This window comes from Oceanipulchritudo coccoides, from assembly GCF_010500615.1.
Classification (GTDB): domain Bacteria; phylum Verrucomicrobiota; class Verrucomicrobiia; order Opitutales; family Oceanipulchritudinaceae; genus Oceanipulchritudo; species Oceanipulchritudo coccoides.
This window is the reverse complement of the sequence record NZ_JAAGNX010000001.1, coordinates 165,476-190,615: the sequence shown is the minus strand read 5'-3', so window position 1 is coordinate 190,615 and position 25,140 is coordinate 165,476. Positions and strand designations below refer to the sequence as shown.

The following is a 25,140-nucleotide window of genomic DNA, read 5'->3' as shown; positions in this document are numbered from 1 at the left end:
TAGAGAGGTCGTAAAAGAATTTTTTTTGGCCTTCTGTAAAATTGGGTCAGAAAATAAATCCTCCCAAGATGGGTCCAGCCCCCCTGATCATATCACTTCGTAATTGGAAATCACAACTTCACTGGTATCCCTTCGATGTTGAGCATTCCCAGCCAAACGACTGTGACGGTAAACCCTTGTTACTGACCAATCGTCACCTGCATACAATTCATGAATACAATTGTGATCGGCATTTGATATAAGAATATAAGCCCCCCTCTGCGAAGCATCTTGCAGGGAAGCCGCCAAACGAATTTGGTCATCCCAAGAAAAGATCTTCTCGTTGTACTTAATAAAATTATTTGTGTTATGATGTACTGTGTAAGGAGGATCTACATAGATAAAATCCCCCTCCCGAGCTTGATTAATAGTCTCCTCAAAATCACAGTGATTGATCTCAACATTCTGCAGGACTCTTGAAGTTTCACCAAAATTGTCTGTGGGTAAAACTACCGATTCCTTAGTTCCTTTAGGAACATTAAACAAACCTTGTTGGTTAACCCTGTACAGCCCATTGAAACATGTTCTATTCAGATAAAGGAATCGTGCAGCTCGGGAAACGATAGTCACAGGATTTTCTGCGCGTATAGCATAGTAGTAATCTTTGGAATGCCCTTTTTGGTGGGTTTGAAGAGCCCTTTGCACAAGATTGGGGAAATCGCGAAGCGCTATGTAAGTATCAATTAAATCTGAGTTAAGATCGCTGATAATCGCATTCTGAGGTTGCAAGTGAAAGAACACTGCTCCACTTCCAAGAAATGGCTCAAAGTATCTTCTGGCCTCGAAATCGAAGAGGTCAGATCTTTTAGAAACGAGCCACCGCTTTCCGCCAGCCCATTTTAAAAATGGAATAACTTCAGGCATCGATAGAAGGTAAGGACTCAATATCAACAGATTTCAAGCGACCCATAAATTCCTCATAGATGAAATCTATATACTCAAAGTCACTGGTCTTATAGCTTCGCTTCTCAGTGGCGTGCGCAGGAATTCGCCTTAACTCGTTGAGCCGCTCCATCCATCTTACATTCTTCGAGTAACCCTTCTCTCCGGGTTCCGGAATATCAAATAGAGGCTGAAAAATGGGCCAATGAATTTTATTTTCAACAATCTTTTTATATTCAATAAAATCCAAGTAATTTTCTAATGGAAGTCGCTCCTCATCCTCATCATCAAGGGACTTTTGATAGGCATTCAACTTAATCTTTTTATCCGTAATGCCCTTGTTCCAATAAGCCTCACCAGCTGTTCCATATTTGAGCTTTAGAAGATCAAAAATAGTTTTTTGAACATGGATATTCAGCTCTTTAAGTTTTCTATCTGCTTCGAAGATCAACTCATCAGATTGCTCTTCGGTCCATTCCTCAATGCCTTCAGGAGAAAAGTCGGAAATAGTCTCCCGTATCATCTGACAAAGCTTGAAATAATATTCCCTTGGCCCCCCAGAGCCAAACACAACCTTAAAAGTCTTCTCCATTTGAAGCAGTGAAGCGGAGGACAACCAACTAAGAATGGGGTCCATGTATTCCTCAACCTCTGAGATAAGGTCATTGGGCTCAAGTTCTCTTGCAGAAAGCCCTTTATCCGATTCCATATAGCTAATGATTGAGCCAAGCAGCTGCAAATATGCCTGCAAAGCCACATTAGTACAAAGATAGCCTTGTCGCCCGGATTCCCAATGCTTCACATTCGAGCTACTCAGAAGTGTAAAGTAGCTATTCAATACCTCTCTGGCTCTTTCTAATGTATCAAAGTCAGATGTTCCGGAAAGAGGACCTGGCTTGTATTCCTTTTTCTTTAAAATTGCCTCCCCCACGAGGCCAGACTTACGAATTCCATCTTTCAGGGCAGGTACTGTTAAGCACGTCTTCTCTGTTGGCGCTATCCCCTGTTGAGTTACTCGGCCATAAAGGGGTTCGCCAATATCGTTATTCAAATAGCCAATTAACCGAGCACTAATAGCACCAATTCTTTCAGTGGGCTTGTCTGAACCCCACTTGAGCTCCCCTTCAAGATCATCGAGCAAGGTTTTTGGCACTGATTTTTGTTCATGATTGATTGTCACAAACAAGTTAGCTTCCTCCTCTTTTTTCAATCCCTCGAAAGCTACGACCATAATGTTCTGATTGAGGTGTTTTTCCGAGAGAGGAGCGAAACCATACAACCTATGCTGTCCATCAATAATCCAAGCGGATCTATACTTGCAAGGAAGATAGAGCTTCCCAAAAGCTACATTTGTATCCTCATCTTTAGCAATCTGCTCAAATCTGGATTTAGCCGTAAAATTAACTAGGATATTTGTTGGGAAAAAACCACCCCCATGAATAAACTTGGAAATTTGCCTTAGCCTCGTTCGACTCACTAATCTCTGGTATGAAGGAGCTCCTGCTGGGTCATTTAAGGATCTATGATTCACAAATGCTATTTTGAGCATTTGCTTAGGCGTAGAAACGAAGGAGTAAAAGGTTTTCCCGCCAAGCTTACCTTTAACAGCAGGGACTTTGACATCGTCCATTTCTGGAATTTTCTGATTCTTCAAGAATTCAGCTAAAAATTGGAACCTTGCTGCAGACCTAAGGTGATCCGCAATCTGCAAGTAGTACCTAAGTTCCTTTTCAGTTATGATGTTGATGTTGGAGCCTGCAGCCCTCTCTCTATCCGGCTTTGACCAAGCAATATTATGGGTGATAAACAACCAAATAATCTTTGGCTTGAAGCCATTTCCGTAGTGCTTTTTAATCGCATTAGAAATCGGCTTTTGCAGACTGGCAAATTCTTCGATATCTTTCTGAAGGCTCTTTTTCGTTATCCGTGCAGATGACTTACACTCAGTAACAATCACTGTCTCCTCATCCTTCGCGAGAACGTCGATTTGCTTGTTGAATGGTTCAGCGCCTTTCCTCTGAATTTTTACCTGAAAATTTCTGCCTGAGCTAATTTCAGGATATCCAAGAAGATACATTAAATACCATGAGAAGTTCTCCAGTTTCTCATCGTGCGTCCAAGGCTTCTTGATTCGCACTTTTATTTTTAACGGAATGTCTTCTTCCCAACCTTCATCCAGATATGCCTGAAGTACAGATTTGGCGACTGAATCTTGCTGATGAGGTTTTCTCCTTCGGGCAGCTTCTCGTTTCAGTTTATTCGAGTCACTAACAATCGGTTTGAGCCATTCTGCATCGGGCATAAGAATATTTCCCTTCCTTAATAAAAACTGAGCTTGTGTGTTTGGTTTAAAGACATGCTGGGACAGGTCTGTAAAAGTGGGTAAAGACGCTTATATAAATTTGCAAGGTTTTGACCACGGAAAGCTGTAAAAAAACAAACAATCCTACCCTGCTTGTTTAGAGGCCCGCACTTTAGTGCCTCCGAGGAGCTTCCCGATTCCTGGAGGTGTCTTCCGTGATACGTCGAGGTAATACTTTTCCGTTACAGCAACCCCGGAGTGTCCGAGAATAACTGAGGCAGCATGAATGCCTGTGTTCTCACAGACAAAGCTCCCGAATTCTCTCCGCAAGTCATGGATTGGGGCCTTTGAATCCATGCCCTTTTTCCTGAGCCATGCAGTCAGGGCCTTGAAGTGACGGTTGCACCTGTAACCCCTATCCGTCCGGCTCCCCTCCGGTTTGGCTTCAGCCTCTAAAAAGAAAGCTCCCGCTGCGAAAGGAAGGTAACTCCGGATCATGTCCACCGTTTGCGGATCAAGGGGGACATCCCGGCAGGAAGTGTCAGACTTCGGCTTATGGAAGCGAGTTTCCTCTATCCGGATGAATCCTTCAGCAAGGTGAATCTGTCCCCATGTCAGGAAGTCAATTTCTCCCCTCCGGAGGCCACAAAATAGAGCCAGCAGGAACACCTTGAATTGCTCGTTTTTGTCCCGTTTCGCCTTAGCTTCGAGGGTCCTTTCTTCCGGATCCGGCATGGCAACTTTCAGTTCCCGGATTGCCTGTTGAACCAGCACCTCCCGCGAAATGGAAGAACGGTAACGGTGATCCCCCTCCTTGATCGGAGTGATTTCTGCAAATGGTGATTGATTCAGCTCGATTCCCTTCCTTTGCAACCGTTCAAGGACATTTGAAGAGAATAAGGCTCGGCAGGATCTCAGGTAGGAATTGCAGGTTGCTCTTGCAGCCTTTAGCTTCAGCGGATCGGTTCCGGCTTTCTTGAGCCGCTTCGATCTCCATCCCTCCACGGCCTCTTTCGTGATCTTCGAGAGAGGAAGAGCATTCACTCGTTTCCGGTATACCTCAGATCCCTTTCCATGGAATCGCTTTGCGGTCTTACGAACTCCTCCCACGTCTCCGGCAACCTTACGAAAAGCAATTGCGTATTGCCTCACTGTGTCAGGGTTCGGGATCTTCCCACCTCGGCCCGGATGGGTCAGGGCCTCTTCTGCGGCCTCAATGAATTCCCCCACGGTGACAGATGCTGCCTTCTTTGGCCTAATGAGAGAGAAAGCGGCCTCCCATCCTTCAAACTTCAGTCTCCCGTAAAAAGCTGCGGCCCTATCTGCGGCAATTCGCTTATTACTTGATCCAAAGCTCACCCATCTATCCCGGTTATCCCAATAGATCCGGGCGTAATATTCTGTGCTTTTCCCCCTCTGAACGAGGCGGTTTTTATCGAGCCAGTATCCAGCTTGATCCTTTCCCTTCGTCCGGTGCTTGCGGGAGCCTGCCGACCTTGTCTTTTTCGCTGGCTCTTTTAACCCGGTAACTTTACCGGGATTTGACCGGGTTAACTCGTCCACACCTGTCTTTACTTGATCATCCATGACAACGCTTCAATCCTCTTTCTTACTGAGTATTCAAGCGTCACGGGAAGACACAACAGGAAAATTATCGACAGGTGAAATTTAGATTTGTAATCAGCAGGTCGTCAGTTCGAGTCTGACAGCTGGCTCCACTTTAAAAAATATAAGTTGGAGTCCGGCCTTGGGGCGGTCATAAGCGCCTTCCTGTGCGCGGTCCACACATCCGGATTCCCTAATTTCCGTTTGCAGATGGAAAATAATGGAGCAAATTAACGTGCATCTTGATGAAAGTGTCCATGTTTCGCTGCCACCCTATTTCAGGTATTTTCCTACTCGCCTCGACCAGCGTGGCATTCTCTGCCATGCAGTTCACGGATGTCACGACCGAGGCAAATATCCTGCACACGCACGCCTACGAACCGATTGAAAGCATCGCTCTTGAGGATTACGCGCAGATATCCGGCGGGGCGGTCGCCGAGGATTTCAACGGGGATGGCTGGATTGATCTCTATGTCCTCCAGGGTGGAGATTCCCCCAACCTGTTGTATATCAACCAGAAGGACGGCACTTTCTCGGACGAGGCCTCCGCGCGCGGGGCTGGCTTAACCGGTCCTTACATGGGGGCCTGCGCGGCGGATTACGACGCTGATGGCGATATTGACATCTTTATTTCCGGTGCGGAGCCGCCCCACTCATTGCTGATCAATGACGGCACGGGCTCCTTTACTGTGGACCAACAGCAAATCGATCAGCCACTCGCCACTGTGACCAGTCCCAGCTGGGGCGATATCGACAATGACGGCCTGCTTGAGCTGTCCCTTGGCTCATGGAGATTTTCGCGCACCCCTATTCCTGAGGACTTCCTCCAGATTTACCGAAATGTCGGCGATGGCCAACTGGAGCCTTACATCACTCTCCGGAATGACTGGGACTATATTCCCCGCTTTCTTGATATTGATAATGACCGCTTGCAGGATCTCCTCCTCGTAGCCGACTTCGGAAGCACCCGCTGGTTTCGCAATTTTGGCAATGGAATCTTTCTTCAGGCGGGCACCAGCGATATCGAGAACGGCATGGGATCGGCGGTCGGCGACATCGACAATGACGGCGACCTCGATGTATTCATGACCTCCATCCGCTTGTTCGACAGCGCCCAAGAGGTCTGGCTGACCACCGGGAACCGTCTTCTCCTGAACAATGGTACAGGTGGATTCACCGATATCACCGAGGAATCGGGGGTTCGTGACGGCGGATGGGGTTGGGGCGCCGAAATGGCCGACTTCGACAACGATGGCGACCTCGACATTTTCCATGTCAACGGCTGGGGACTGAATAATCCCCCGGGAACCTTCAACCAGCTTGGCACGACACCCTCCCGGCTGTTCGAAAACACGGGCGACAATGTCTTCGAGGAGATTGCGGAGCTCTCCGGGGATGCCGCAGATACCGGACAGGGCCGCTGCGCCATTGCCTTCGATTATGACAACGATGGTGACATGGATATCTTCATTGCCAACAACTCGATACCCGTCGGTGGCGAAGCCAACTTAAGCCATGAGCCTGCTCCGCCCGTGCTCCTGCGTAATGATACGGTCAATACGAATAATTTCATCAACATACGCCTTGAGGGGACGAACGCCCCCCACCACACGGACGGCATCGGTGCACGCGTCTACATACAAACTGGAGAGACCGAGCAGATGCGCGAGCTGCATGCCTCCAGCGGATTCAATGGCCACGGACCGGGCCGTATTGCCCACTTCGGGCTGGGCACAAGCACAACAGTCGACCAAATCCGCGCGCGCTGGACAACCGGTGACGAGACTGAGATCCGAAATGTCGATGCTGGGCAAAACATTGTCTTGAAAAGTCCGCAGGCCACCCTGTCAAAGCGGGAAATCCTGCCCGGCGAGGAATTCACCGCGGCCTTTCCAGCCGAGGCATTGCCGGAGGGCGCAACCGCCATGTGGACAATCAATGGCGTGGAATATACCAACCCTGCCACGCTTGCCCTGGCGGAGCCCGGCGAATACTTGCTGAAGGTCAGCATCTTTACCGGGGATCAAGCTGATGGGCTTGAATGGTCTGAATCACTTTTACTTGTCGTGGCCTCAACAGAAGTGGACGAGAGAAGCGTCGCCCGCAAATGGAATGAACAAAACCTTGCCGCCATCCGGATCGATTTCCCGGATCCGACCAAACATGCGCGCAACCTTTTTGCTTCCTCAGTCGCCATGTGGGACACCTGGGCCGCCTACGATAGCAAAGCCACCGGGCTCCTGCACAACGAAAGTGCCACTGCCGAAGATATCGATACGGCACGGAACGAGGCCATCAGTCATGCCGCCTATCGTGTATTGGTGGATCGCTACAAAGACTCGGTCAACGCCAGTACGACATTGATCTCCCTCAACAACCAGATGCTTGAACTGGGCTACGATCCCCTCAACACGGGGACTGCCGGCAGCACACCTGCCGCTCTTGGCAACCGGGTAGCCGCCTCGGTGATCGCCTACACTTCCTCCGATGGATGGGATGACGTATCGGGTTTCCTTGGAGAGGCATACACCGCCGTCAATGATCCCCTCCCCGTCGCCGAGTCGGGTACAACGATGGACTTTCCAAACCGCTGGCAGCCCCTTCTCTTTGAGGAGGCCTTCACCCAGAACCAGCAAACAACCGACCTCGTCCAATCCTTCCTCGGTCCCAATTGGGGAGCTGTCCGGCCTTTTGCCTTCACTTCCTTCCAGCCCGATCAAATCCTGCACCTCGACCCGGGACCGCCGCCCCAGTTGGGAACTGCCACCGATTCCGAGTTCAAGGACGGCAACCTTGAAGTCATCTACCGCAGCAGCCTGCTCGGTCCGGATACCAATGAGATGATCGACATTTCCCCGGGGGCTATCGGCAACAATACACTGGGACTGAATGATGGCACCGGGTATCCATTAAATCCCTACACGGGAGAACCGTATGCGCCAAATATGGTCAATCACGCTGACTTCGGCCGGGTCCTTGCGGAATTCTGGGCCGACGGACCCGATTCCGAAACACCACCCGGCCATTGGAACACTCTCGCCAACGAACTTTACGATCATCCGGAATTCATCCGACAGTTTGAAGGCACCGGCCCCGAGCTCGATCCCCTTGAGTGGGATGTGAAAGTCTACTTTGCCATGAATGGGGCCTTGCACGATGCCGCCATCGCCGCATGGGGATGCAAGCGCGTGTATGACTATGTCCGCCCGATCAGCAGTATCCGCTACATGGGCCAGCTGGGGCAGTCCTCGGAGCCACAGGGTCCGGCCTACGACCCGATGGGTCTGCCATTGGTTCCCGGCCTTGTTGAAGTGATCACGGAAGAATCATCCGCATCCGGACAACGGCACGATCACCTCGCCGCCCACGTTGGCAAGGTTGCCATCAAGAGCTGGTCGGCGGGCGAAAATGAAACCCTCGGGGTGGTTGACTGGATGCTACCCGCAGACTGGCTTCCCTACCAGCGCGACACCTTTGTCACCCCCGCCTTCCCGGGCTATGTCTCCGGTCACAGCACCTTCAGCCGGGCCGCCGCGGAAGTCCTCGCCCGCATGACCGGAAGTGAATTCTTTCCCGGCGGTATGGAGACCTTCACTGCCCACGAGAATGAGTTTCTTGAGTTTGAACCGGGACCAACAATGGACGTGGTTCTCCAGTGGGCCACCTATTTTGATGCCGCCGACCAGGCCGGCCTCTCACGGCTTTATGGTGGTATCCATGTTCCCGCCGACGATGGACCCGGGCGCATCATGGGCTCAATCGCCGGGATCCAGGCATGGGAACTCGCCACCCAATACTTCGATGGCAGCATTACCGGCCAACCCATGGAGACCCAACTAAGCTTCGTTGATCCAAACAGTATCCAGCTCGACTGGACGACTATCCGTGGCGCCTTCTACAAGCTCCAAGAATCCAGCAACCTGGAATCCGGCATTTTTACCGACTCCAGTGATTGGATCTGGGCCGGCGAGACCATTGAATCAAATTTGCTCCCTGTCCCGCCAGCGCTTGAGCCACGCAAGTTCTACCGGGTCATCCGGACGCATCAGTCGCCGGCGGCGGAGTGAATTACTCAACTCCGCCATGCGCCCGCCCCCATCCCAGTGGATGCTTCTGCGGCCCGGGTTCAAGGCGGAGCCGCATGAACGCAGGGCTGTGCGGGAAGAGAAACTCTGCCTCATAAGTACGCAGGCCGGTGGCCGGGTCGTCTTCGATAAACTTGTGGCTCACGGGGATGGCCGGCCTCCAGGGTCCGCGCACGCCCGGATTGGATTCAAAATCGAGAGAAACGAGCCCATCTGCCAGAGGACTCCAGAAATAGCGCAGGTTGACGCGGAAGCCCTTTACATGGCTCATTCCTCGCTGGAAAGTCGCCTCCTCAACGGAAAACGCTGACCGGGAATCGGCCATGCGGGGATTGCCACCAAAGACCAGTTCCTCGAGGTTCGACCAAGCATCGGAGTCGGCGTTGTCGTCCCATGAAAAGGTCATCGCAGCCAATTCTTCTTCCGTCCAGTACAGTTGCTTCCATGCCTCATCCAAGGCCAGCGAGGCCAGATTGAGCAGTGCGGCGACATCCAGGCTGCCACCAGTTGTTAGCTTCCCATCAAGCGAGGGATGCGGCGCCGCCGTCCCGAGAATCAGGGCGCGCATCCAGGAAGTGTTGAGATCCGGCTTCAGCGAAGCGAGCAGGGCTGCCGCCCCACTGACATGGGGAGCTGCCATTGATGTCCCGCTGTAGAGGCGGTAACCGCCATCGTTGTAGGTCGTCAGCACGCCAAGGCCCGGAGCCGCTATGTCGACCGATTCAATCCCGTAATTCGAGCCCCTCCAGAGGGCACCCGATTGCTCAAGCGCATTGACCGAAATGACATTGTGCTGGATCGCATCCGAGGGGAAAAAGTGCCGCACATATTGGCTGTCGTTGTTCTGCCCACCGTTGCCGGAAGCAGTGATGACCATGATGCCCGCTTGCCGGGCGCGCTCAATCGCCTGTCCGAGCACTTCCGTTGCTGACCACTCCTCCGGGGAAGGCTTCTCATACGGATAGTAACCATAGGAATTACTGGTCGCGACAATAGGATAGCCTCGCAGGCGCAAATCGGTGACATAGTCCATGGCCTGTGCGAGCACGGAATTCGGCAGGGAAACCGCGCCAGCGCGCATCGGAAGGATCTTCATGTTCCATGCTACCCCGGAAACCCCAATGCCATTGTTCCCACGCGCTCCAAGAAGTCCTGAGACCATCGTGCCATGGCCATGTGTGTCTTCCATCGAAGTGCCGGTCTCATTGACGAAATCCCAGCCGTACGCGTCGTCCACAAAGCCGTTGTCGTCGTTGTCGATCCCGTCAATTGGATCCTCTGGATTGCTCCACAAATTGGAGGCGATTCCGTCAAAGAAATCCTCGTGCGAGTCATGAAGACCCGTGTCAAGGACGGCGACAATAACCTCGTCCGAACCAGTCGTCAGGTCCCATCCATCCGGGGCGCGAATCTGCTCAAGCGCCCACTGCTCAGGGAAACGTGGATCATCCGGCGTAGTGGAAACCGGATACAGAATATGATCCCGGCTGACCGTGATTCCACTTTCCCTAAAAAGGGTGTTTAATTTTCCCTTCCACTGCCCCACCGCATCAAGGCTCATTACGGGAAGTGAATACACACGTACGGGAGAAAATGGAACTGACCGCTGGAGGGTCAACCCGAGGGCCAGCAGCTGTTTCTCGATTTCCGGCCCGATCGGCATCCCCGTGGACGATGTCGAGATAACAAGCCGGTCAGCGCACCAGGCATCGCGGTTCACCAGATTATCCGGGCTGATCGAGCCGCTGTATTCCTCCCGGACGTGCAGGTATAGCATGGCCGCATCCCCTGTTTCCTCCAGTGATTCCACGACCCAGCCATCCTCTAGAGGTGTTATTCGCTGATTGATGAAGTTTTTTCCGGTAACCTGGCCCTGTCCACAAACGGACAAGACGGGGATTGAGCCGGGATACTGCGCTGAAACACTTCCAGGCCCATTCATCTCAATCCCGGCTGGAGGGTAGACCACCACCAGAAGACAAATCAATGAGCTGGGCGCTTTCACGACACAATAAACTAGCGCACAATTGCTCCGCTGCAAATCCGTATTTGACATTCCCGCCGAAATCCACGGAATCCACAGTTTCCCATGTATTGCGGGGCGTAGCTCAGTCTGGTAGAGCGCTGCGTTTGGGACGCAGAAGTCGTCGGTTCGAATCCGGCCGCCCCGACCATTCTTCGCCCTCACTTCGTTCGGGCTTCGGCTGGCAAGCCAAGTGAAGAGAGGCTAGAGCTTCTCACAGCAGGCCATCAGGAGGCTTGTCAAGCCGCCGGCAAGCCGCATAAGCTCACCCATCATGGCAAAGTCACGGGGAACAATAGGGATTTTGACAGCCGGCGGGGATTGCCCGGGGCTCAATGCAGTCATTCGCGGGGTCAGCAAGGCCGCCATGCACTACGGCTGGAAAGTCATGGGTGTGCGGGACGGTTTCCGCGGGCTCGTGGAAAACCGCATGGAGCGCATTGAAAGTATCAATGTGAGCGGCATCCTGACGCAGGGCGGTACCTTCCTCGGGAGTAGCCGCGACAAGCCACACAAGATACGCATGGGCGACAAGGTCATGGACATGACCGACGTGGCCGTGGCGAACTATAAAAAACAGCGGCTGGACTGCCTGGTCTGCCTCGGTGGCAACGGCACCCAGAAGAATGCTTTCCGGCTACAGAAGGCGGGCATGAATGTCCTGACGCTCCCAAAGACCATTGATAACGACGTCGCCGGGACCGACATCACCTTTGGATTTGATTCTGCCATGTCGATCGCCACCGAGGCCATCGACCGGCTTCACTCAACCGCGACCAGCCACCACCGGATCATTGTCTGTGAGATCATGGGGCATGATGCAGGATGGCTGGCCCTCGGTGCAGGAATTGCCGGCGGGGCGGATGTCATTCTCATTCCCGAGATTCCTTATAACCTGGAGGCAGTTGCCGAAAGCATTCTTAATCGCCGCCGTACCGGGAAGCGCTTTTCCATCATGGCCGTAGCCGAAGGCGTTAAGTCGATAAAGGAGGCTGCCAACGGGAAGACGGGAAAGAAAGCGGCAAAGAAGCTACAGACCCCCGAGGAGGAGGAATTGCGCCGTCGGGCCAAGGCACAGGGCGTCCATCTGGTTGAGGAACCCGTGGCCAACAAGATTGCCCGCGAGCTTCAGGCCATGACCGGCGTCGAGGCCCGCGTTACATCGCTCGGGCATGTCCAGCGTGGCGGATCCCCCACCCCGTTCGACCGGCTCCTCTGCACGCGCCTCGGGACGAAGGCCGGCGAGCTGCTCAAGGAAAACCACTTCAATGCGCTGGTCGCCGTCAAGGGCAACACCTGCGTTCCCATTCCCCTTGAAGAAATCGCCGGCAAAAAGCGCATTGTCCCCACCGACCACCCGTGGCTCCAGACCGCCCGCCTGGTTGAGACCTGCCTCGGTGACGAGGTGGTGTAAGCAACGTATCACAGGCGAGGACGCCTGTGACACATCCCTGTCCGTGTAACAGGCCTCTGGCCTGTGTTTCATCCTATCCGTGTAACAGGCCTCCGGCCTGTGGTTCATCGCAAACAGGCAGGAACGCCTGTGGCACACTTGTTTGCTTACGGCGTAATTGAGAGGTTGGTCACTTCAATAAGGAATGAAGTATTAGAACTGGTCCCATCCCCAAGCTGGCCTGAATCGCCGAGCCCGGTTCCCCAGACGGTAGCGTTATCCTCGAGGAGCATCGTATGGTTAAGACCACCGGCAACGATATTTCCGTTCCCCAGAATCAGGACCGGGACCAGTTTATCAACATTTGTCCCATCACCCAACTGGCCCTGGTTGTTGCGTCCGGCGGCCCAGACCCAACCATCGCTGGTAATGAGGAAGGTGGTATTGGAGCCAGCGTCCACCCATTCAACGCCAGTCATGACAGTGAAGGGGTTCACTTCCTGTGCATTCAGCGATCCACCCAGCTGGCCGAAAGTATTACTACCGGCTGTCTGGGCCGTCCCGTCATTGAAGAGGAAAACACTGTGATTATCGCCTCCTGTCGCCATCGCAACGTTGGTCTGGATCTGCGTAATGGTGGCAGTGTCGCCAGCGACGCCCGTGCCAAACTGCCCATTTCCGTTCCTTCCCGAAGCCCATAGCGTGTCGTCGTCCTTGATGAAGAAGCTGGTATTACTGTGCGCGGAAATGTCGCGGACATTTGTCAGGACCTGGGCGGCCGTTGAATTGAAATCTGGAGTGGCTATCGTTCCATCTCCTTGTTGGCCCGAATTATCCCTGCCAGCGGCCCACGCTGTGAAGTCGTCCTTCAAGAACAGGCTGTGGTCAGCACCCGCATCAATAGCGATGACGTTGGTCTGGACCTGGACCGGCGTCAGGACATCCGGATCAACTGTTCCATCCCCAAATTGCCCATACAGATTTGAACCACATGCCCAAACCGTTCCGTCATCCTTAAGGAAAAGGCTGAAGGAGGAACCGGCGGCGATCTCGACCACACCGCTCATGACCTGAATTGGTGTGGAGCTGGGAGCAACCGTCCCGTCTCCGAGTTGGCCATTTAAGTTTCGGCCGACCGCCCATGCCGTGCCATCGGCTTTCAGGAAAAGTGTGTGGAAGGCCCCCACATCAATATCCACCACGGCCGGCTGGGTGGCGAGGGATTCAGTATTAAGCCTGAAGAATTCCTTGTCCGGATGTGGAGCTTGCTGGACTACCTGAATGGTTGTCTGCGTGATTCCTCCGTTTGTGACTTCGTTGACAATATTGAAGGGCACCTGTGTCCAGCCGGGCACGGACTCGGAAGGATTAAAGGATCGCTCAAGGAAATACGTAGCATCCGACATCCCGTCGCGCCAGGGGAAGGTGAATTCAGCAGTACGGGCCGTCGCGGGTGTTCCGAAGCTGACAAATGCAAGCTCAAGCGGATCCGCATCCCCCGTGAAGGGATCACGACCGTGCACATACTCCTGGAAGTTGATCAGGTCGTCTCCTTCAATGTCTGCGCCCGGACCACTGACGAGCAAGTCAATCTGTTCAGCAGGCGTGAAGGTGTCCGCAACAAATTCCTCGTAGGTATTGATGAGGTCCTCCTGGACAAAGACCAGCAGCTCCTCCTCGTAAGTGTTGGCACGGCTGTCCGTCACTTCGACACGGATGTTCAGGATCGGGTCGGTTGCAAAATCAAAGACATCGTTGGTCACGAGCAGGTCGCCATCAATCGTGAAGCGGCCATTGTCGTCCGAGCCTGTGCCAGCCACAAAGGCGTAGGTGAAGGTGTCGCTCGGATTATTCGCGGTCGTCACGAACGACCCCACGACCGTGCCATACGGTCGGCCCTCGAAGACAAGGTTGTTGTCCAGGCTGATGCCCGAAGGCGCGCTCAGCAGGTTGACCGACTTCAGGATCGACATGCGTGCAGCAACACCGCCCGCACGGATAGTGTCCTTACCAACTTCACTGTAGCCAGCAGCCTGTTCCTCGGCGACCGTGAAGCCATCTAGGTCAAGGTCACTTGAAGGCGAGATGGTTGTCAGGTCATTGGCAAGCCGAAGCTCAAAGTAATCCAAGATGCCGTCCCCGGTGCCACCATTGTCCTCGTCATCCGTTGCCAGAGTGAAATGGGCCACCAGTTCGGTGTCCGAATCCAAATTGAAGATCACTTGTTCGCGGGAAACTCCATTCGGGTCTTCGATACGGGTGCCGTTGACGGTCCAATGGGTGAAGCGATGGCTATTGTAATTCGAGGCATACAGGTAACGTGTCGAGGTGATCTCGGTACCCGAATCGTAATAAACCTGTGTCTCGGGCACAATCCCAAGCGGCTCGCTTCGAGTCGTCAGGAGGAACTTGTTGCTATTGAGTTCAAAGGTGATGTTGCCCGACTGCCTTGCCGCCACACCGCCGGCACGAATCGCATCATCCACCGTCAGGGAATAGCCACTGTCCAGCTCCTTGCCGATGCTAAAGGAATCCGCATCAGGGTCATCATTCCGGTCGTTTGAAAGATTTCCGAAGAAACGCCACTCATCGACATCGATAATCCCGTCACCGTCACTGTCCAAGGTTGGTGAAAAGAAATGCGCCCGAACGTCAGTATTTGCGTTAATAGTATTGGTCACCTGCCGTTCAGCAACCCCCGAGGGATCGCGTACCTGCGTTCCGTTGACGGACCAGTAGGCAAACTCGAGGCCACTTACGAGGCTGGTACTATAGTAGGCGGTTGTCCGCTCCGTTCCAAGGTCCACGTATTCGGAAACCGAAGGAATAATTCCCAGCGGGAGACTGTCCTCCGTATAAAGGGACTTCCCGACGACAAACGTGACAAGTGTAGATTGCCGGGCAGCGACTCCGCCCGCACGAATGGTATCAGCGGTGTTCGTGCTGTAACCGCTCGCCTGTTCCTCAGCCAGGGTAAATCCATCAAGATCAAGATCGCTGCTCGAGGAAACAAGGCCAAGATTGTCGGCTATCCGAAGTTCAAGGTAATCGAGAATGCCGTCCTCATCCAAATCCTCCGTGGTCGGTGTAAAGTGAGCGACCAGCTCAATATCATCCGACATAAGGAAGCTGACCTCGCGGACGGACAAGCCCGCAGGATCGGCAATGCGAACCCCGTCAATGCTCCAATGGGTAAAGAAGTGGCCGTTGTAGTTCGAGGTAAACTCATACCGTGCTGACGTGATAGGCGTATCCAGATCGTAATACACCTTTGTCGTCGGGATCAGGCCAAGTGGCTCGCTGCGGGTTGTCAGCAGAACCTTACTGCTTGTATTGAAGGTGATGGTCGTTGATTGGCGGGCTGCCCTGCCGCCAGCTACAGCCGTGTCCGTGACCGTCGCGTCGTATCCACTGGTAAACTCCGTCTCGTGGTCGAAACCGTCCCCATCATCGTCGTCCTGCGGGCCGCGTGAGCGGTCGCCGAACATCCAGAATTCCCACCAGTCATTAAGGCGATCCCCGTCACCGTCGAGGTTGACGTCGTAGTACTGGGCAACCGCGTCCGTGTCCTCGGTTACATTGAAAGTCGGCTGGAAGAGGCCGCGTCCGGATGGGGAAGCCTGCCGGACGCCATTCAGGCTCCAGAACCCAAGACGGAAGTTGCCTTGGACAATGTTTGGGTTGGAAACGGTGTAGGGGCGGTTTTCAATGACAGAAACGGATGAAGGGGTCACGTAGCCCGACGGATCAGAGGCCTCTGTCACCGTGTAGGAGACGGGAGCTGCCGGGACGTGAGCCAACCCGAGGGCGGTGGTCACCGCTGTCCCCGTGTCCGCCGTGTAGTCCCCTGCCGCTACAATCAGCGTACTTGTAGCCAAGGGATTCGCCGGGTCGACCCGGTAAACGGTCCCGTCCAGCGCCATCAGGTAAAGCCGGCCGCTTGTATCCAAGGTGAGAGAGGGTGCCAAGGTCACCGGGCCGCCGAAAATTGTGTCGAGACCTGTCTGGTCGACAACCACGGAGACGGTCCCCGCGGCATCGATGGCCATGATCGATGTTGAGCCGGCAAGATCCTGCTTCACATAGGTGGTGCCGGGAACCGTCAGAACCATGGCCTGCCAGTCCGCATCAATCGCGCTCACAGCAAATTCCACAAGCGGTTGGCCGTCTGTGTCTGTTTTATATAGCACGGAACGGGTGTTGGCAGCGTTGTCCAGACCGTTGCCGCCGCTGAGAAGACGATACTCACCGGCCCCGGAGTTGTAAACAAGGGCAGTGAAATCAAGCTCGGTCATGCCAATGCCGACCGCACTGGAGAAGGTCAGGTAATCCTGTTCCGTGGACTGGAGAAACCTGTTCCCGCTGATAAGGTTGATCCGGTAGATCGATCCCTCCGACACTCCGCGGTCGGCGACAAGGATTTCATTATCCAGTGGGGTTGCTTTGCCCGTGAGGTCGACAGAAGCCTCAGGGACCGTCTGCAGGGCCAGGAGTTGGGACTGGGAAGCGAGGGAAACAATACCTGTCCCGATATCGCCTTGGTAGAGGCGGTTGTTCCCGCTGGTTCCCGAAATATAGAGGTAGGATTGGTGGCTTTCGTAGAACACCTCACCGGAAAGGCCCGGTGAAGTGGAGCCATTCACGGCCGAGAGGACCGCCTGGCTAAACACCTCCGAAACTGCTCCTGCCGAAGCATCAAACTGCAGTACGCGATCATTGCCTGCATCGACGATCAGGAGGTCGTCCGCCTCCAGCTGGGCAAGCACAGCATGCCCGGATAGCGAAAGAACCACCGCCAGGGAAAGACCCTGAAAAAGTTGCCTGTAGTGTTTATTCATTACACTCTGCTTATGTTAAGCTACTGAAGTGAATGAACTTTGATCAGGGAAGGGGAACGACGTGAAAGAGGGTTGTACCGGTTCCCAGGACGGCCCCCGGGGAAAAATTGTACTGCTCGCCGCCAGAGCCTCCCAAATTGCTGAGGTAGCTTTCAATCCCGTACTCGTTGATTACAATCGGCAGTGAGGAAGACGTCGAGCGCTTGGCCGTGTAGAGCCTTTTAGGTGGTGAAAGCTGAACGATAAAGCCTTCTGTTGCGCCCTCTTTCGCTCGCTGAAGCTCCGCCTGCGTGGCCACACGAAGGCCATCTAGTGCCAAAAGGAAGTCACGTCCCAGATTAGTTGACTTACCGCTACCGTCGGTAAACTGCTGTCCGTCGTAAACCCCTGTTGTGCCCAAAAACAAGTCAGCATCAGCCGTTCCACTAATGATCCCGCCCGCGAAGGAGATCCGGCTGTCCCCGGAGGCAATCAGCCACAACCACTCCATAGTGAGGTCATATTCCTGCAGCGGGTTTCGGCTGATGGTCACCGCCGGGCGGTCTCCATCGGCAGGAATCTCCACGAGATGGACATCGAAGATATTCGGACGGCTGTCCTTCGCAAGGACCAGAACTGAGATGTCGCCGAAATCAACGTTCCAATCGGTTGCTGTATTCCAGGTGAAGGAACGGCGGGTGTTTGTCGGAACAGCTGTACCCAGAATGTCGCTGGTAACGGCAGGCTGAAAGTCAGTCATCGGAAGGGCGTTGAGGATGCTCAGGGTGCCGTCAGGCAGGGCCACCGCATGGGCCTCAACAGTGGCATCATCCGGATCCTCCACCCGGAAATCCACATCGACAAAGGTCAGGCCGGCCTGCTGTTCGATCTTTGACACGACCACATTCGGGACTGCGTTCTGGTCACGCGGGTCGAAGGTCCGGAAGGCATGACTGTTGTAAATTTTAATATTGGTTGCGCTGGTTGTGCTGCTCGCATAAACAATTCGATTGAGGCTGTCCCGGCCAAGGATAAGCTCAAGATTTACTGTAGATGAACTTGGCAGGAATCCCGTGTATTCGCTGACGCTGTCCGCTGTGATCGGAACCATCGTATTGCTTTGAGTAAGGACGAAATCTTCCCGGACCTGTGCATAAGTGCCTGATCCCATGTCGAAAAGGCGCTGGAAGGTCAGAGTGGCCTCATCAAAGATCTTGAACCATTGGCTGTAGCTTCCAGTACCACCGACCCCTCCAACGCTGCCGCGGATCCACAGCTCACCCGTACCATCATGTCCGGGCACCGGGAAAATATCGAGCAAGTCTGCCTCAAGCGTCGAGGCAAGGATGCCATTAATGTTGAGCGGAGACGCTGGATCGGGATTCCCTGCCGCATCAAATATGGAAATGTCCCCGTCTGTGTCATAGAACCCTATCAAGGTGCCCTCCTTCACATATACCTTGCCTGTGACCGGAGACACTTTGATGAGGCCGTAATTTGTTATTCCTGCGCTGAACGGTGTCGAGTCTGACACTCCACCAATTCCCCATACGCCCGATTGAGAGTAATTCGGGCTAGCTGGAGGCGTGCTCGGAGGGGGAACGTCCGGCGTGTAGACGTAGAGAAAGTAATTACTCCCACCCTGGCGCTCAAACGCGTAGATTGTGCCGTCCGCGGCAACATCGAATTTGTAGATGTCGTAGGCGGAATATCCGGGAGACAACATCTCATACACCAGATTGCCATCCAGGTCACGTGCCCGGATTCCCCTGCGGGTGTTCGTGCCATCAACGAATTCATAATAAATAAGATCCACACCCGACACGGTCTGCAGGACCGGATTACTAAAGAATGTCCCATCGCTCGCCTCCGGCAACAAGGTAACTTCCGGAATGTTGATGAAGCTGTCCTGCGGGGCGATTGACTGCGCCGGAAGCGCCAGCGGGATAAATAAGGCCGTCATGGCCCCAAGGGTGCGGTTCAGGTGGACATTTGTGAGGTTTTGGAATCCCTTTTTCATGCGCATTATTTCAGTTGAGAATTTGAGCCAGCCCCATTTTGGGCGGCGTGCGCCAATGGATATGCAGGTCTTTCCCCCAGTGGCTCAACGAAAAAATTGCATCTGATTCACCTTATTAGGGCGACTAATTTTACGAAAGGGCGGACCTGAATTTTCGTAAATCCCCGAAAATCAACAAGAAAGGGCCAATGGGCCGAGGCCTTACCTCTATTATTACAGGGGCAATTCGGATAGAGAGGAGGGCTTAACTGAAGCGAACCACTCAGGCCTGCAACCGGACCACTTCCTCGGCGATCTGGACCGCGTTGAGGGCGGCGCCCTTGAGGAGCTGGTCGCCGACGACGAAGAAGGCGAGGCCGTTATCGAGGGCAGAATCGATACGGATACGCCCCACTCCGCACTTGTTCTTTCCAGAGAACTGAAGCGGCGTCGGGTAGACATTGTTGGCCGTGTCATCACAGAGCTCTGCACCGGAAAAGGCGGCAATGGCCTCGCGGGCTGCCTCGAGACTGACCGGTTGTTCAAACTCCGCATGGATAGCAATTGAGTGAGCCCGCATGACAGGCACGCGGACGCAAGTGGTCGTGGCTGGCAAGTCCGGCATGGACATGATCTTGCGGCTCTCGTTGAGCATCTTGTGCTCCTCCTTGGTGTAGCCATCATCGAAAAAGACATCCACGTGTGGAAAGAGATTAAAGGCGATCGGATGCGGATAAGTTTCCGGCGGGCAATCCTTGCCCTCGCTCCATGCCTTGATCTGATTCTCCAATTCCTGCATGCCAGCGACTCCGCTGCCGGAGACGGCCTGGTAAGTACAGGCAACAAAGCGCTTCAGCCCGAAGGCTTGATGCAGCGGGGCGAGGCCCATCAGGGCAATTGCCGTGGAGCAATTTGGATTGGCAATGATGCCTTTGTGGTCACGGACCGCCTCCGGATTGATCTCCGGCACAACCAGCGGTACGTCCGGATCCATGCGGAAGGCGGAGCTGTTGTCGACAACCACACAGCCGCGCTTTGCCGCCTCGGGGGCAAGCGTCTTGGTAATGGTCGCCCCGGCGCTGAAAAGAGCGATGTCCATCCTGTCGAAGGACTCGGGGGTCGCTTCCTCGATAATAAAGGTCTCGTCTTTATAGCGGATTTCCTTGCCTGCGGAACGCCCGGAGGCCAGAACCTTCAAAGAGGAAAAGGGGAAATTCCGCTCGTGCAACAGGCGGATAAGTTCCTGGCCGACCGCTCCGGTCGCCCCGACGATGCCAACTGATACTGCCATTTTTCGTGAAAGAATTTGAGGTCTATTTAAAGTGCCTGAAAAGACACGGCTTAAAACGAACGGACGATGTCCTCATCGCTGTTCTTGGCGAGCAAATTCTCCAGCGCTGGCAGGCCGATCAACTTGTTGAGAGCCTCCCTTTTTCCCGTAGCAAAAAGCTGCTTTCCTGCGAGCAGGATTCCCTTGGAACGCCTTGGGGACTGCATGAAGTCGCGGCCAAGCACGGGGATGGCCAACCAGCCGGAATGGTCATGGTCGGGCGCGAGCCGATTGGCGAGCGCTGGCAGGACCGCCCGGATGCCGGGCCGGACCAGCCTTGCCTCGTGACCACCCGCATCCTCCGCTTGCGCGGATTGGAGCCCGGACTCAACGCCGGGCCTGGGGTCGATTCATTCGAGCGCTACATTTACATCCACGGGACGAACAAACCTGAGCGCTTCCCCGAAAACATCTCCGCCGGATGCCTCCTGATGCTGGATGAACCCCTGACCAAGCTGTATGAAAGGATTGCCGTGGGGACACATGTTTTTATATTCAAGACTTAAGGACAGGGAAGAAGAATCATGCGACTGAGCACACTGGATTTATACACCATCGGTATCGGGCCGTCCTCGTCACATACCGTCGGGCCGATGCGTGCCGCTCGGCGATTCGCAGAAGAAGCGAGCGACCTGAAAGCCGAGAAGATCCAGGTCGAGCTATACGGTTCCCTTGCGATGACTGGGAAAGGCCACGGCACGCACTTTGCCATTGTTGCCGGTCTTCGGGGCAGCGCCCCGGAAACGGTTGATCCGGTCAGCCTCCCGACTGAATTTGAGAAAGCCGTGAAAGATAAATCCCTGGCGCTTTGCGGAAAGCAGACAATAGCCTTTGACCCGGGAACAGACCTCCTTTTCAACCGGAAAACCTCCCTGCCCTATCACCCCAACGGGATGAAATTCACGGCCCGTTCGGCAGATGGCAAAAGCCTCCTTGAATCCGTGTTCTACTCCGTCGGCGGAGGGTTTGTTGTAACCGAAGCGGAAACCAAGAAAGCTTCACAGGATGCTCCGGAAACCTCCTTTCCTTTCAGCACGGCTGAGGAGCTCATCAGATGGGCGGAGACTGAGGGCAAGGCCGTCTCAAAAATTGTCCTGCAAAACGAATCGGCATGGCGTGAGAAGACGAAAACCCAGGCCCGGCTCGACAAGGTTTGGCAGGCCATGCAGGCCTGCGTCGAACAAGGACTGAATCAGGATGGCGTGCTTCCCGGCGGGATGAAAGTACCCAGGCGCGCCCCAGCCATGTATCGAAATCTTCGCGACAGGCCGGAATCCGCATTGAAGGACAGCCTGACCATCCTTGACTGGGTGGATCTCTATGCGATTGCCGTGAACGAGGAAAACGCCGCTGGCGGACGGGTGGTCACCGCACCGACCAACGGGGCCGCCGGGATCATCCCCGCCGTCATGCACTACTGTGACCGCTTCCTCTCAAACAAGGATCAGAAATGGCATCGGAATTTCCTCTTGACCGCCGGAGCGATCGGCGTGCTCTTCAAGGAGAATGCCTCCATCAGCGGAGCCGATGTGGGCTGCCAGGGGGAAGTCGGGGTCGCCTGCTCAATGGCGGCCGGTGCACTGGCTGAATTCATGGGCGGTACACCAAGGCAGGTGGAGAACGCGGCTGAAATCGGCATGGAACACAACCTTGGACTTACCTGCGACCCAATCGGCGGGCTGGTGCAGATTCCCTGTATCGAGCGCAACGCCATGGGAGCTGTCAAGGCCATCAACGCCGCCCGTATTGCCCTGCGCGGCGACGGACGCCACACGGTCAGTCTCGATGCGGTCATCAAGACCATGCGTGACACCGGAAAGGACATGCGCCGCAAGTACAAGGAAACCTCCCGCGGCGGACTTGCCGTGAATGTGGTCGAGTGCTGAGTATCTTACAGGCCTCTCCGTGTTACAGGCCTCCGGCCTGTGTTGCTATCCACAGGCGGGGACGCCTGTGACACCTGACACCTGCTCCACGGTGTTACAGGCCTCCGGCCTGTCGTTCCCGCAGAAAGGCAGGAACGCGTCTGGGCACCTAGAAGCGCATTCCCGCACTGAGGTTGACCTGGCGCTCCTGTCCCTGGAGGATGAGTGTCCCGGCTGAGAAGACCGGTTCCTGCCCGATCAGGTAATCCTTGTCGAAAAGGTTCTCCACATTCAGGCGTACCCACCAGTCTCCTGCATCATAGGACAGTTGGGCCGACCAGAGGACGTAACCTGGGATCTTCAGGGCGCGCTGCATGTCGTGATAATACCCGTCACGCCAAATCGGCCCACCAGAAATCTGGAATCCACCGGGTAATTCCAACGCGGCATACACGTGTGCTGAAATTTCCGGTACACCGGCAAAGATCATGTCGGGATTATCGGGAGCCGGACGCCCACCAGTCGCATTCAGGATACCACCGTTCAGCGCCCATCCTGCCTCGTCCTGAGGGATCGCGCCAAAGCCGAGTGTATTTGTTCTTAAATACACGCGCTGGGCAGTGACCGCACCAAGGATAGTCAATGAGTCAATTGGTGACCAGGTCATTTCCCATTCCGCGCCCTTGGCCCGCAGTGGGCGTGCGGAGGCATCGCGGGTGGAGAAAGTCGCCTGATCCCAATGGTACAGGCTCAACGTGGTAAACAACTGGCCTTCAAGCAGGCTGGCCTTGATCCCCGCTTCGTAAAGTTCCACATCGGTGAAGCTGTCCTCACCGGAGACGGTGCCACCATCGCCCGGCGCGAGGGCCTTGCCAAATTGAACAGCGCCAAAGACAACCACACCGGGCACAACTTCCCATTGCGGGTTCAAGTGAATGCTCCAAAGGGTCGTGTCACCGTCATCGGCAAAAGCTGGACGGTCAGCATCGGGCACCTGTTCAACCTCTGACGGTAGAGAGATTTCCCATGCCGCATTTTCAATCCGTGCCCCGTAGTGCCAATCGATCTTGTCCAGCATCCTCCAGACTCCACCGGCAAAAAGAGCGGTCTGGAACAGATCCGAGGAGATGCTGGCCGTGCCGAAGGAAGACCAGTTGTTCAATCCATCCGGGCCGCGTTGCGCGCCGGCGTAGACAATCGAGTTCCCACTGATCGTGTCCAGTGACAGGTCACGCCGGGCAAAGGGTTCCGCATCGAAATCCTGAAGGACATCAGCCCGCGTGAAGCGGACATCCAGTCCCAGATTGAAGTAATGAGACGGATCATCAAATGACCGCTGCCACTCCGTCCGGCCATTCAGGATGACCTGGTCCGAGTTGAAAGCAAAGCCGTAGGTCGAGGCCTTCCGTGTGGCGAGATTTTCAAAGAAGAACCGCGTCATCAGGCGGCTATCCCCGTCGAGCCGCGTCTCCAGATCGGCAAAGAAAATGTAGTCGCGGGAGTCCGCCTTGTCGTTGGGATCAGCAAGGACGCGATCCGAGGGAAGGGTCGTTGTGAGCGCTGTTCCCCCGGCAGCAAAATACTCGGGCGTATAGACGTATGCATCCTGCGTGGACTTGTCGACTTGTGCGAGAAAGTCGTTCACCGGCCCGATGGCAAACGTGGCAAACGGTGGCACTTCAGAAACCGGGCGACTCGTGTAAAGTGCATCGATGACCGATTGCTCGTTCAAATTAAGCATGTTCACGAGAAGAGCCGGATCAATCTGCGCCCGGGCCACATCACCTGGCACAGCGAGGGCGAAGAGCTGGGGATTGACGGCAAGGGAAAACGGAAACTGCAAAAGCGGGCGCACAACCGTCCCGCCCCACTGGGAGGAGGTCAGGTCAGCGGGCTCACCAATCACATATTGGCGGTTTTTTATCAGCTCCTTTGTCGGTCGATTGATTCCAGGAATTTCACTGCTGCGAAAGTCGTAGACTTCACCCCCGAAGGTCAGGCGGTTCCTCTCCGACAGCTTCATTTTGACCGACCCGTAGAAGGAATCGTAGTCGTGCGGCACATTCTTGTAGAATCGATCCGAGCGGTGGCCGGTGTAGGACAAACGATAAGCAGCGGGCTTGCCAAAGAGTGTCATGGGTGCCCCGTAATCCAGCTTCAGGGAATACTCATCCCATGAGCCAACGCCGACCTCAACCGAGCCGCGGGCCTTGTCGAAATAGGGACCCTTCGGCCGCTGGTTGACGGCACCGCCCACCAGTGTGGGACTGAAGCCCGCCGGGACTGGGCCCTTGATGACTTCAAGCCCTTCGAGAGCTCCAAAACCCATCGGCATTTCATTGCGCTGGTAGGCCCGCAGCATGCCGTTGAAATAAGTACCGGCGCGCGCACCCCGGACAAAGGCAGAACCGGCGAGCCCGAAGTAGTTGGCCCGCTGGGTCCCGGCGCCGAACTTGTCGAGGGCGGAATACGAGTCAATTTTCAGGAGGTCCATCAATTCCGGCGACAAGACGGTCACGGACCTCGGAACCTCGAGGACCGTGCGGTCCCCGCCGAAGAGCGAGTCCATCCGCATCGAGAGCGGAGAGAGGGTTTCGAGTTGTGTCCGGGCGGTCTCCTCGACGATAAATGCTTCAAGCTCAATTACTTCCTGGCTTTCCACACTATCCCCTTGAAGGCTGGTTGCTGCTAACAGCCCCATGGCCCAGACAGGCCACAGTTTATCTAATTTCATGCAGTTTTGATTTCGGGAATGAACAATTCCAATGACCGGGTTGGCCAATGGAAGGTCAGGACTGTG

The 25,140-nt window shown here is 54.7% G+C and carries 12 protein-coding genes and 1 tRNA gene; 5 read left to right on the top strand and 8 right to left on the bottom strand.

Annotated features, from left to right (window positions below; all coding sequences use genetic code 11):
- Positions 1-87 precede the first annotated feature (87 nt).
- The 3 genes from G0Q06_RS00740 to G0Q06_RS00730 all read right to left on the bottom strand — a co-directional run bounded on the left by G0Q06_RS00740 (position 88) and on the right by G0Q06_RS00730 (position 4,810).
- Entirely contained in the window at positions 88-903 is an 816-nt protein-coding gene (locus G0Q06_RS00740) for a DNA adenine methylase (RefSeq protein ID WP_163961467.1), read from the bottom strand.
- Entirely contained in the window at positions 896-3,223 is a 2,328-nt protein-coding gene (locus G0Q06_RS00735) for a DGQHR domain-containing protein (protein WP_163961466.1), read from the bottom strand. The genes G0Q06_RS00740 and G0Q06_RS00735 overlap by 8 nt, the downstream gene beginning before the upstream one ends.
- Before the next feature lie 144 nt (positions 3,224-3,367).
- Complete coding sequence (locus tag G0Q06_RS00730) at positions 3,368-4,810, bottom strand: tyrosine-type recombinase/integrase (protein WP_163961463.1); 1,443 nt, start codon at positions 4,808-4,810, stop codon at positions 3,368-3,370.
- Between the two features lie 263 nt (positions 4,811-5,073).
- Between G0Q06_RS00730 and G0Q06_RS00725 the strand changes: the two genes are divergently transcribed.
- Positions 5,074-8,895: an FG-GAP-like repeat-containing protein gene (locus tag G0Q06_RS00725; RefSeq protein ID WP_163961461.1), complete on the top strand. Its 3,822-nt coding sequence runs from the start codon at positions 5,074-5,076 to the stop codon at positions 8,893-8,895.
- A 1-nt stretch (position 8,896) separates the two neighbouring features.
- On the opposite strand, the gene G0Q06_RS00720 is transcribed toward G0Q06_RS00725, so the two are convergent.
- Positions 8,897-10,918, bottom strand: a complete 2,022-nt coding sequence (locus G0Q06_RS00720) for a S8 family serine peptidase (RefSeq protein WP_163961459.1) — start codon at positions 10,916-10,918, stop codon at positions 8,897-8,899.
- A 92-nt stretch (positions 10,919-11,010) separates the two neighbouring features.
- Between G0Q06_RS00720 and G0Q06_RS00715 the strand changes: the two genes are divergently transcribed.
- Positions 11,011-11,087, top strand: a tRNA-Pro gene (locus G0Q06_RS00715).
- 123 nt (positions 11,088-11,210) lie between these two features.
- Positions 11,211-12,350, top strand: a complete 1,140-nt coding sequence (locus G0Q06_RS00710) for a 6-phosphofructokinase (RefSeq protein WP_163961457.1) — start codon at positions 11,211-11,213, stop codon at positions 12,348-12,350.
- Positions 12,351-12,496: 146 nt separating this feature from the next.
- Here G0Q06_RS00710 and G0Q06_RS00705 read toward each other — a convergent pair whose 3' ends face one another.
- The 3 genes from G0Q06_RS00705 to G0Q06_RS00695 all read right to left on the bottom strand — a co-directional run bounded on the left by G0Q06_RS00705 (position 12,497) and on the right by G0Q06_RS00695 (position 20,436).
- The gene (locus G0Q06_RS00705) at positions 12,497-17,167 is read right to left on the bottom strand and encodes an RCC1 domain-containing protein (protein WP_163961455.1); all 4,671 of its coding nucleotides are present in this window, start codon (positions 17,165-17,167) and stop codon (positions 12,497-12,499) included.
- 43 nt (positions 17,168-17,210) lie between these two features.
- Positions 17,211-19,166, bottom strand: a complete 1,956-nt coding sequence (locus tag G0Q06_RS00700) for a hypothetical protein (RefSeq protein ID WP_163961453.1) — start codon at positions 19,164-19,166, stop codon at positions 17,211-17,213.
- Positions 19,167-19,428: 262 nt separating this feature from the next.
- Positions 19,429-20,436, bottom strand: a complete 1,008-nt coding sequence (locus G0Q06_RS00695) for an aspartate-semialdehyde dehydrogenase (RefSeq protein ID WP_163961451.1) — start codon at positions 20,434-20,436, stop codon at positions 19,429-19,431.
- Between the two features lie 5 nt (positions 20,437-20,441).
- Here G0Q06_RS00695 and G0Q06_RS00690 point away from each other — a divergent pair, with 5 nt between their 5' ends.
- Both G0Q06_RS00690 and G0Q06_RS00685 read left to right on the top strand, forming a co-directional pair.
- Positions 20,442-20,981, top strand: a complete 540-nt coding sequence (locus tag G0Q06_RS00690; protein ID WP_163961449.1) for a L,D-transpeptidase family protein — start codon at positions 20,442-20,444, stop codon at positions 20,979-20,981.
- A gap of 18 nt (positions 20,982-20,999) precedes the next feature.
- Positions 21,000-22,361 (top strand): L-serine ammonia-lyase, encoded by a 1,362-nt coding sequence (locus G0Q06_RS00685; RefSeq protein WP_163961447.1) that lies wholly within the window; start codon positions 21,000-21,002, stop codon positions 22,359-22,361.
- A 148-nt stretch (positions 22,362-22,509) separates the two neighbouring features.
- On the opposite strand, the gene G0Q06_RS00680 is transcribed toward G0Q06_RS00685, so the two are convergent.
- Complete coding sequence (locus G0Q06_RS00680; RefSeq protein ID WP_163961445.1) at positions 22,510-25,074, bottom strand: TonB-dependent siderophore receptor; 2,565 nt, start codon at positions 25,072-25,074, stop codon at positions 22,510-22,512.
- Between the last annotated feature and the right edge of the window lie 66 nt (positions 25,075-25,140).

Excerpts from the sequence above, each read along its gene's own strand:
- G0Q06_RS00740 (WP_163961467.1), bottom strand. The coding sequence starts at position 903 with ATGCCTGAAGTTATTCCATTTTTAAAATGGGCTGGCGGAAAGCGGTGG.
- G0Q06_RS00735 (WP_163961466.1), bottom strand. The coding sequence starts at position 3,223 with ATGCCCGATGCAGAATGGCTCAAACCGATTGTTAGTGACTCGAATAAA.
- G0Q06_RS00730 (WP_163961463.1), bottom strand. The coding sequence starts at position 4,810 with ATGGATGATCAAGTAAAGACAGGTGTGGACGAGTTAACCCGGTCAAAT.
- G0Q06_RS00725 (WP_163961461.1), top strand. The coding sequence starts at position 5,074 with ATGAAAGTGTCCATGTTTCGCTGCCACCCTATTTCAGGTATTTTCCTA.
- G0Q06_RS00710 (WP_163961457.1), top strand. The coding sequence starts at position 11,211 with ATGGCAAAGTCACGGGGAACAATAGGGATTTTGACAGCCGGCGGGGAT.
- G0Q06_RS00705 (WP_163961455.1), bottom strand. The coding sequence starts at position 17,167 with ATGAATAAACACTACAGGCAACTTTTTCAGGGTCTTTCCCTGGCGGTG.
- G0Q06_RS00700 (WP_163961453.1), bottom strand. The coding sequence starts at position 19,166 with ATGAAAAAGGGATTCCAAAACCTCACAAATGTCCACCTGAACCGCACC.
- G0Q06_RS00695 (WP_163961451.1), bottom strand. The coding sequence starts at position 20,436 with ATGGCAGTATCAGTTGGCATCGTCGGGGCGACCGGAGCGGTCGGCCAG.
- G0Q06_RS00685 (WP_163961447.1), top strand. The coding sequence starts at position 21,000 with ATGCGACTGAGCACACTGGATTTATACACCATCGGTATCGGGCCGTCC.
- G0Q06_RS00680 (WP_163961445.1), bottom strand. The coding sequence starts at position 25,074 with ATGAAATTAGATAAACTGTGGCCTGTCTGGGCCATGGGGCTGTTAGCA.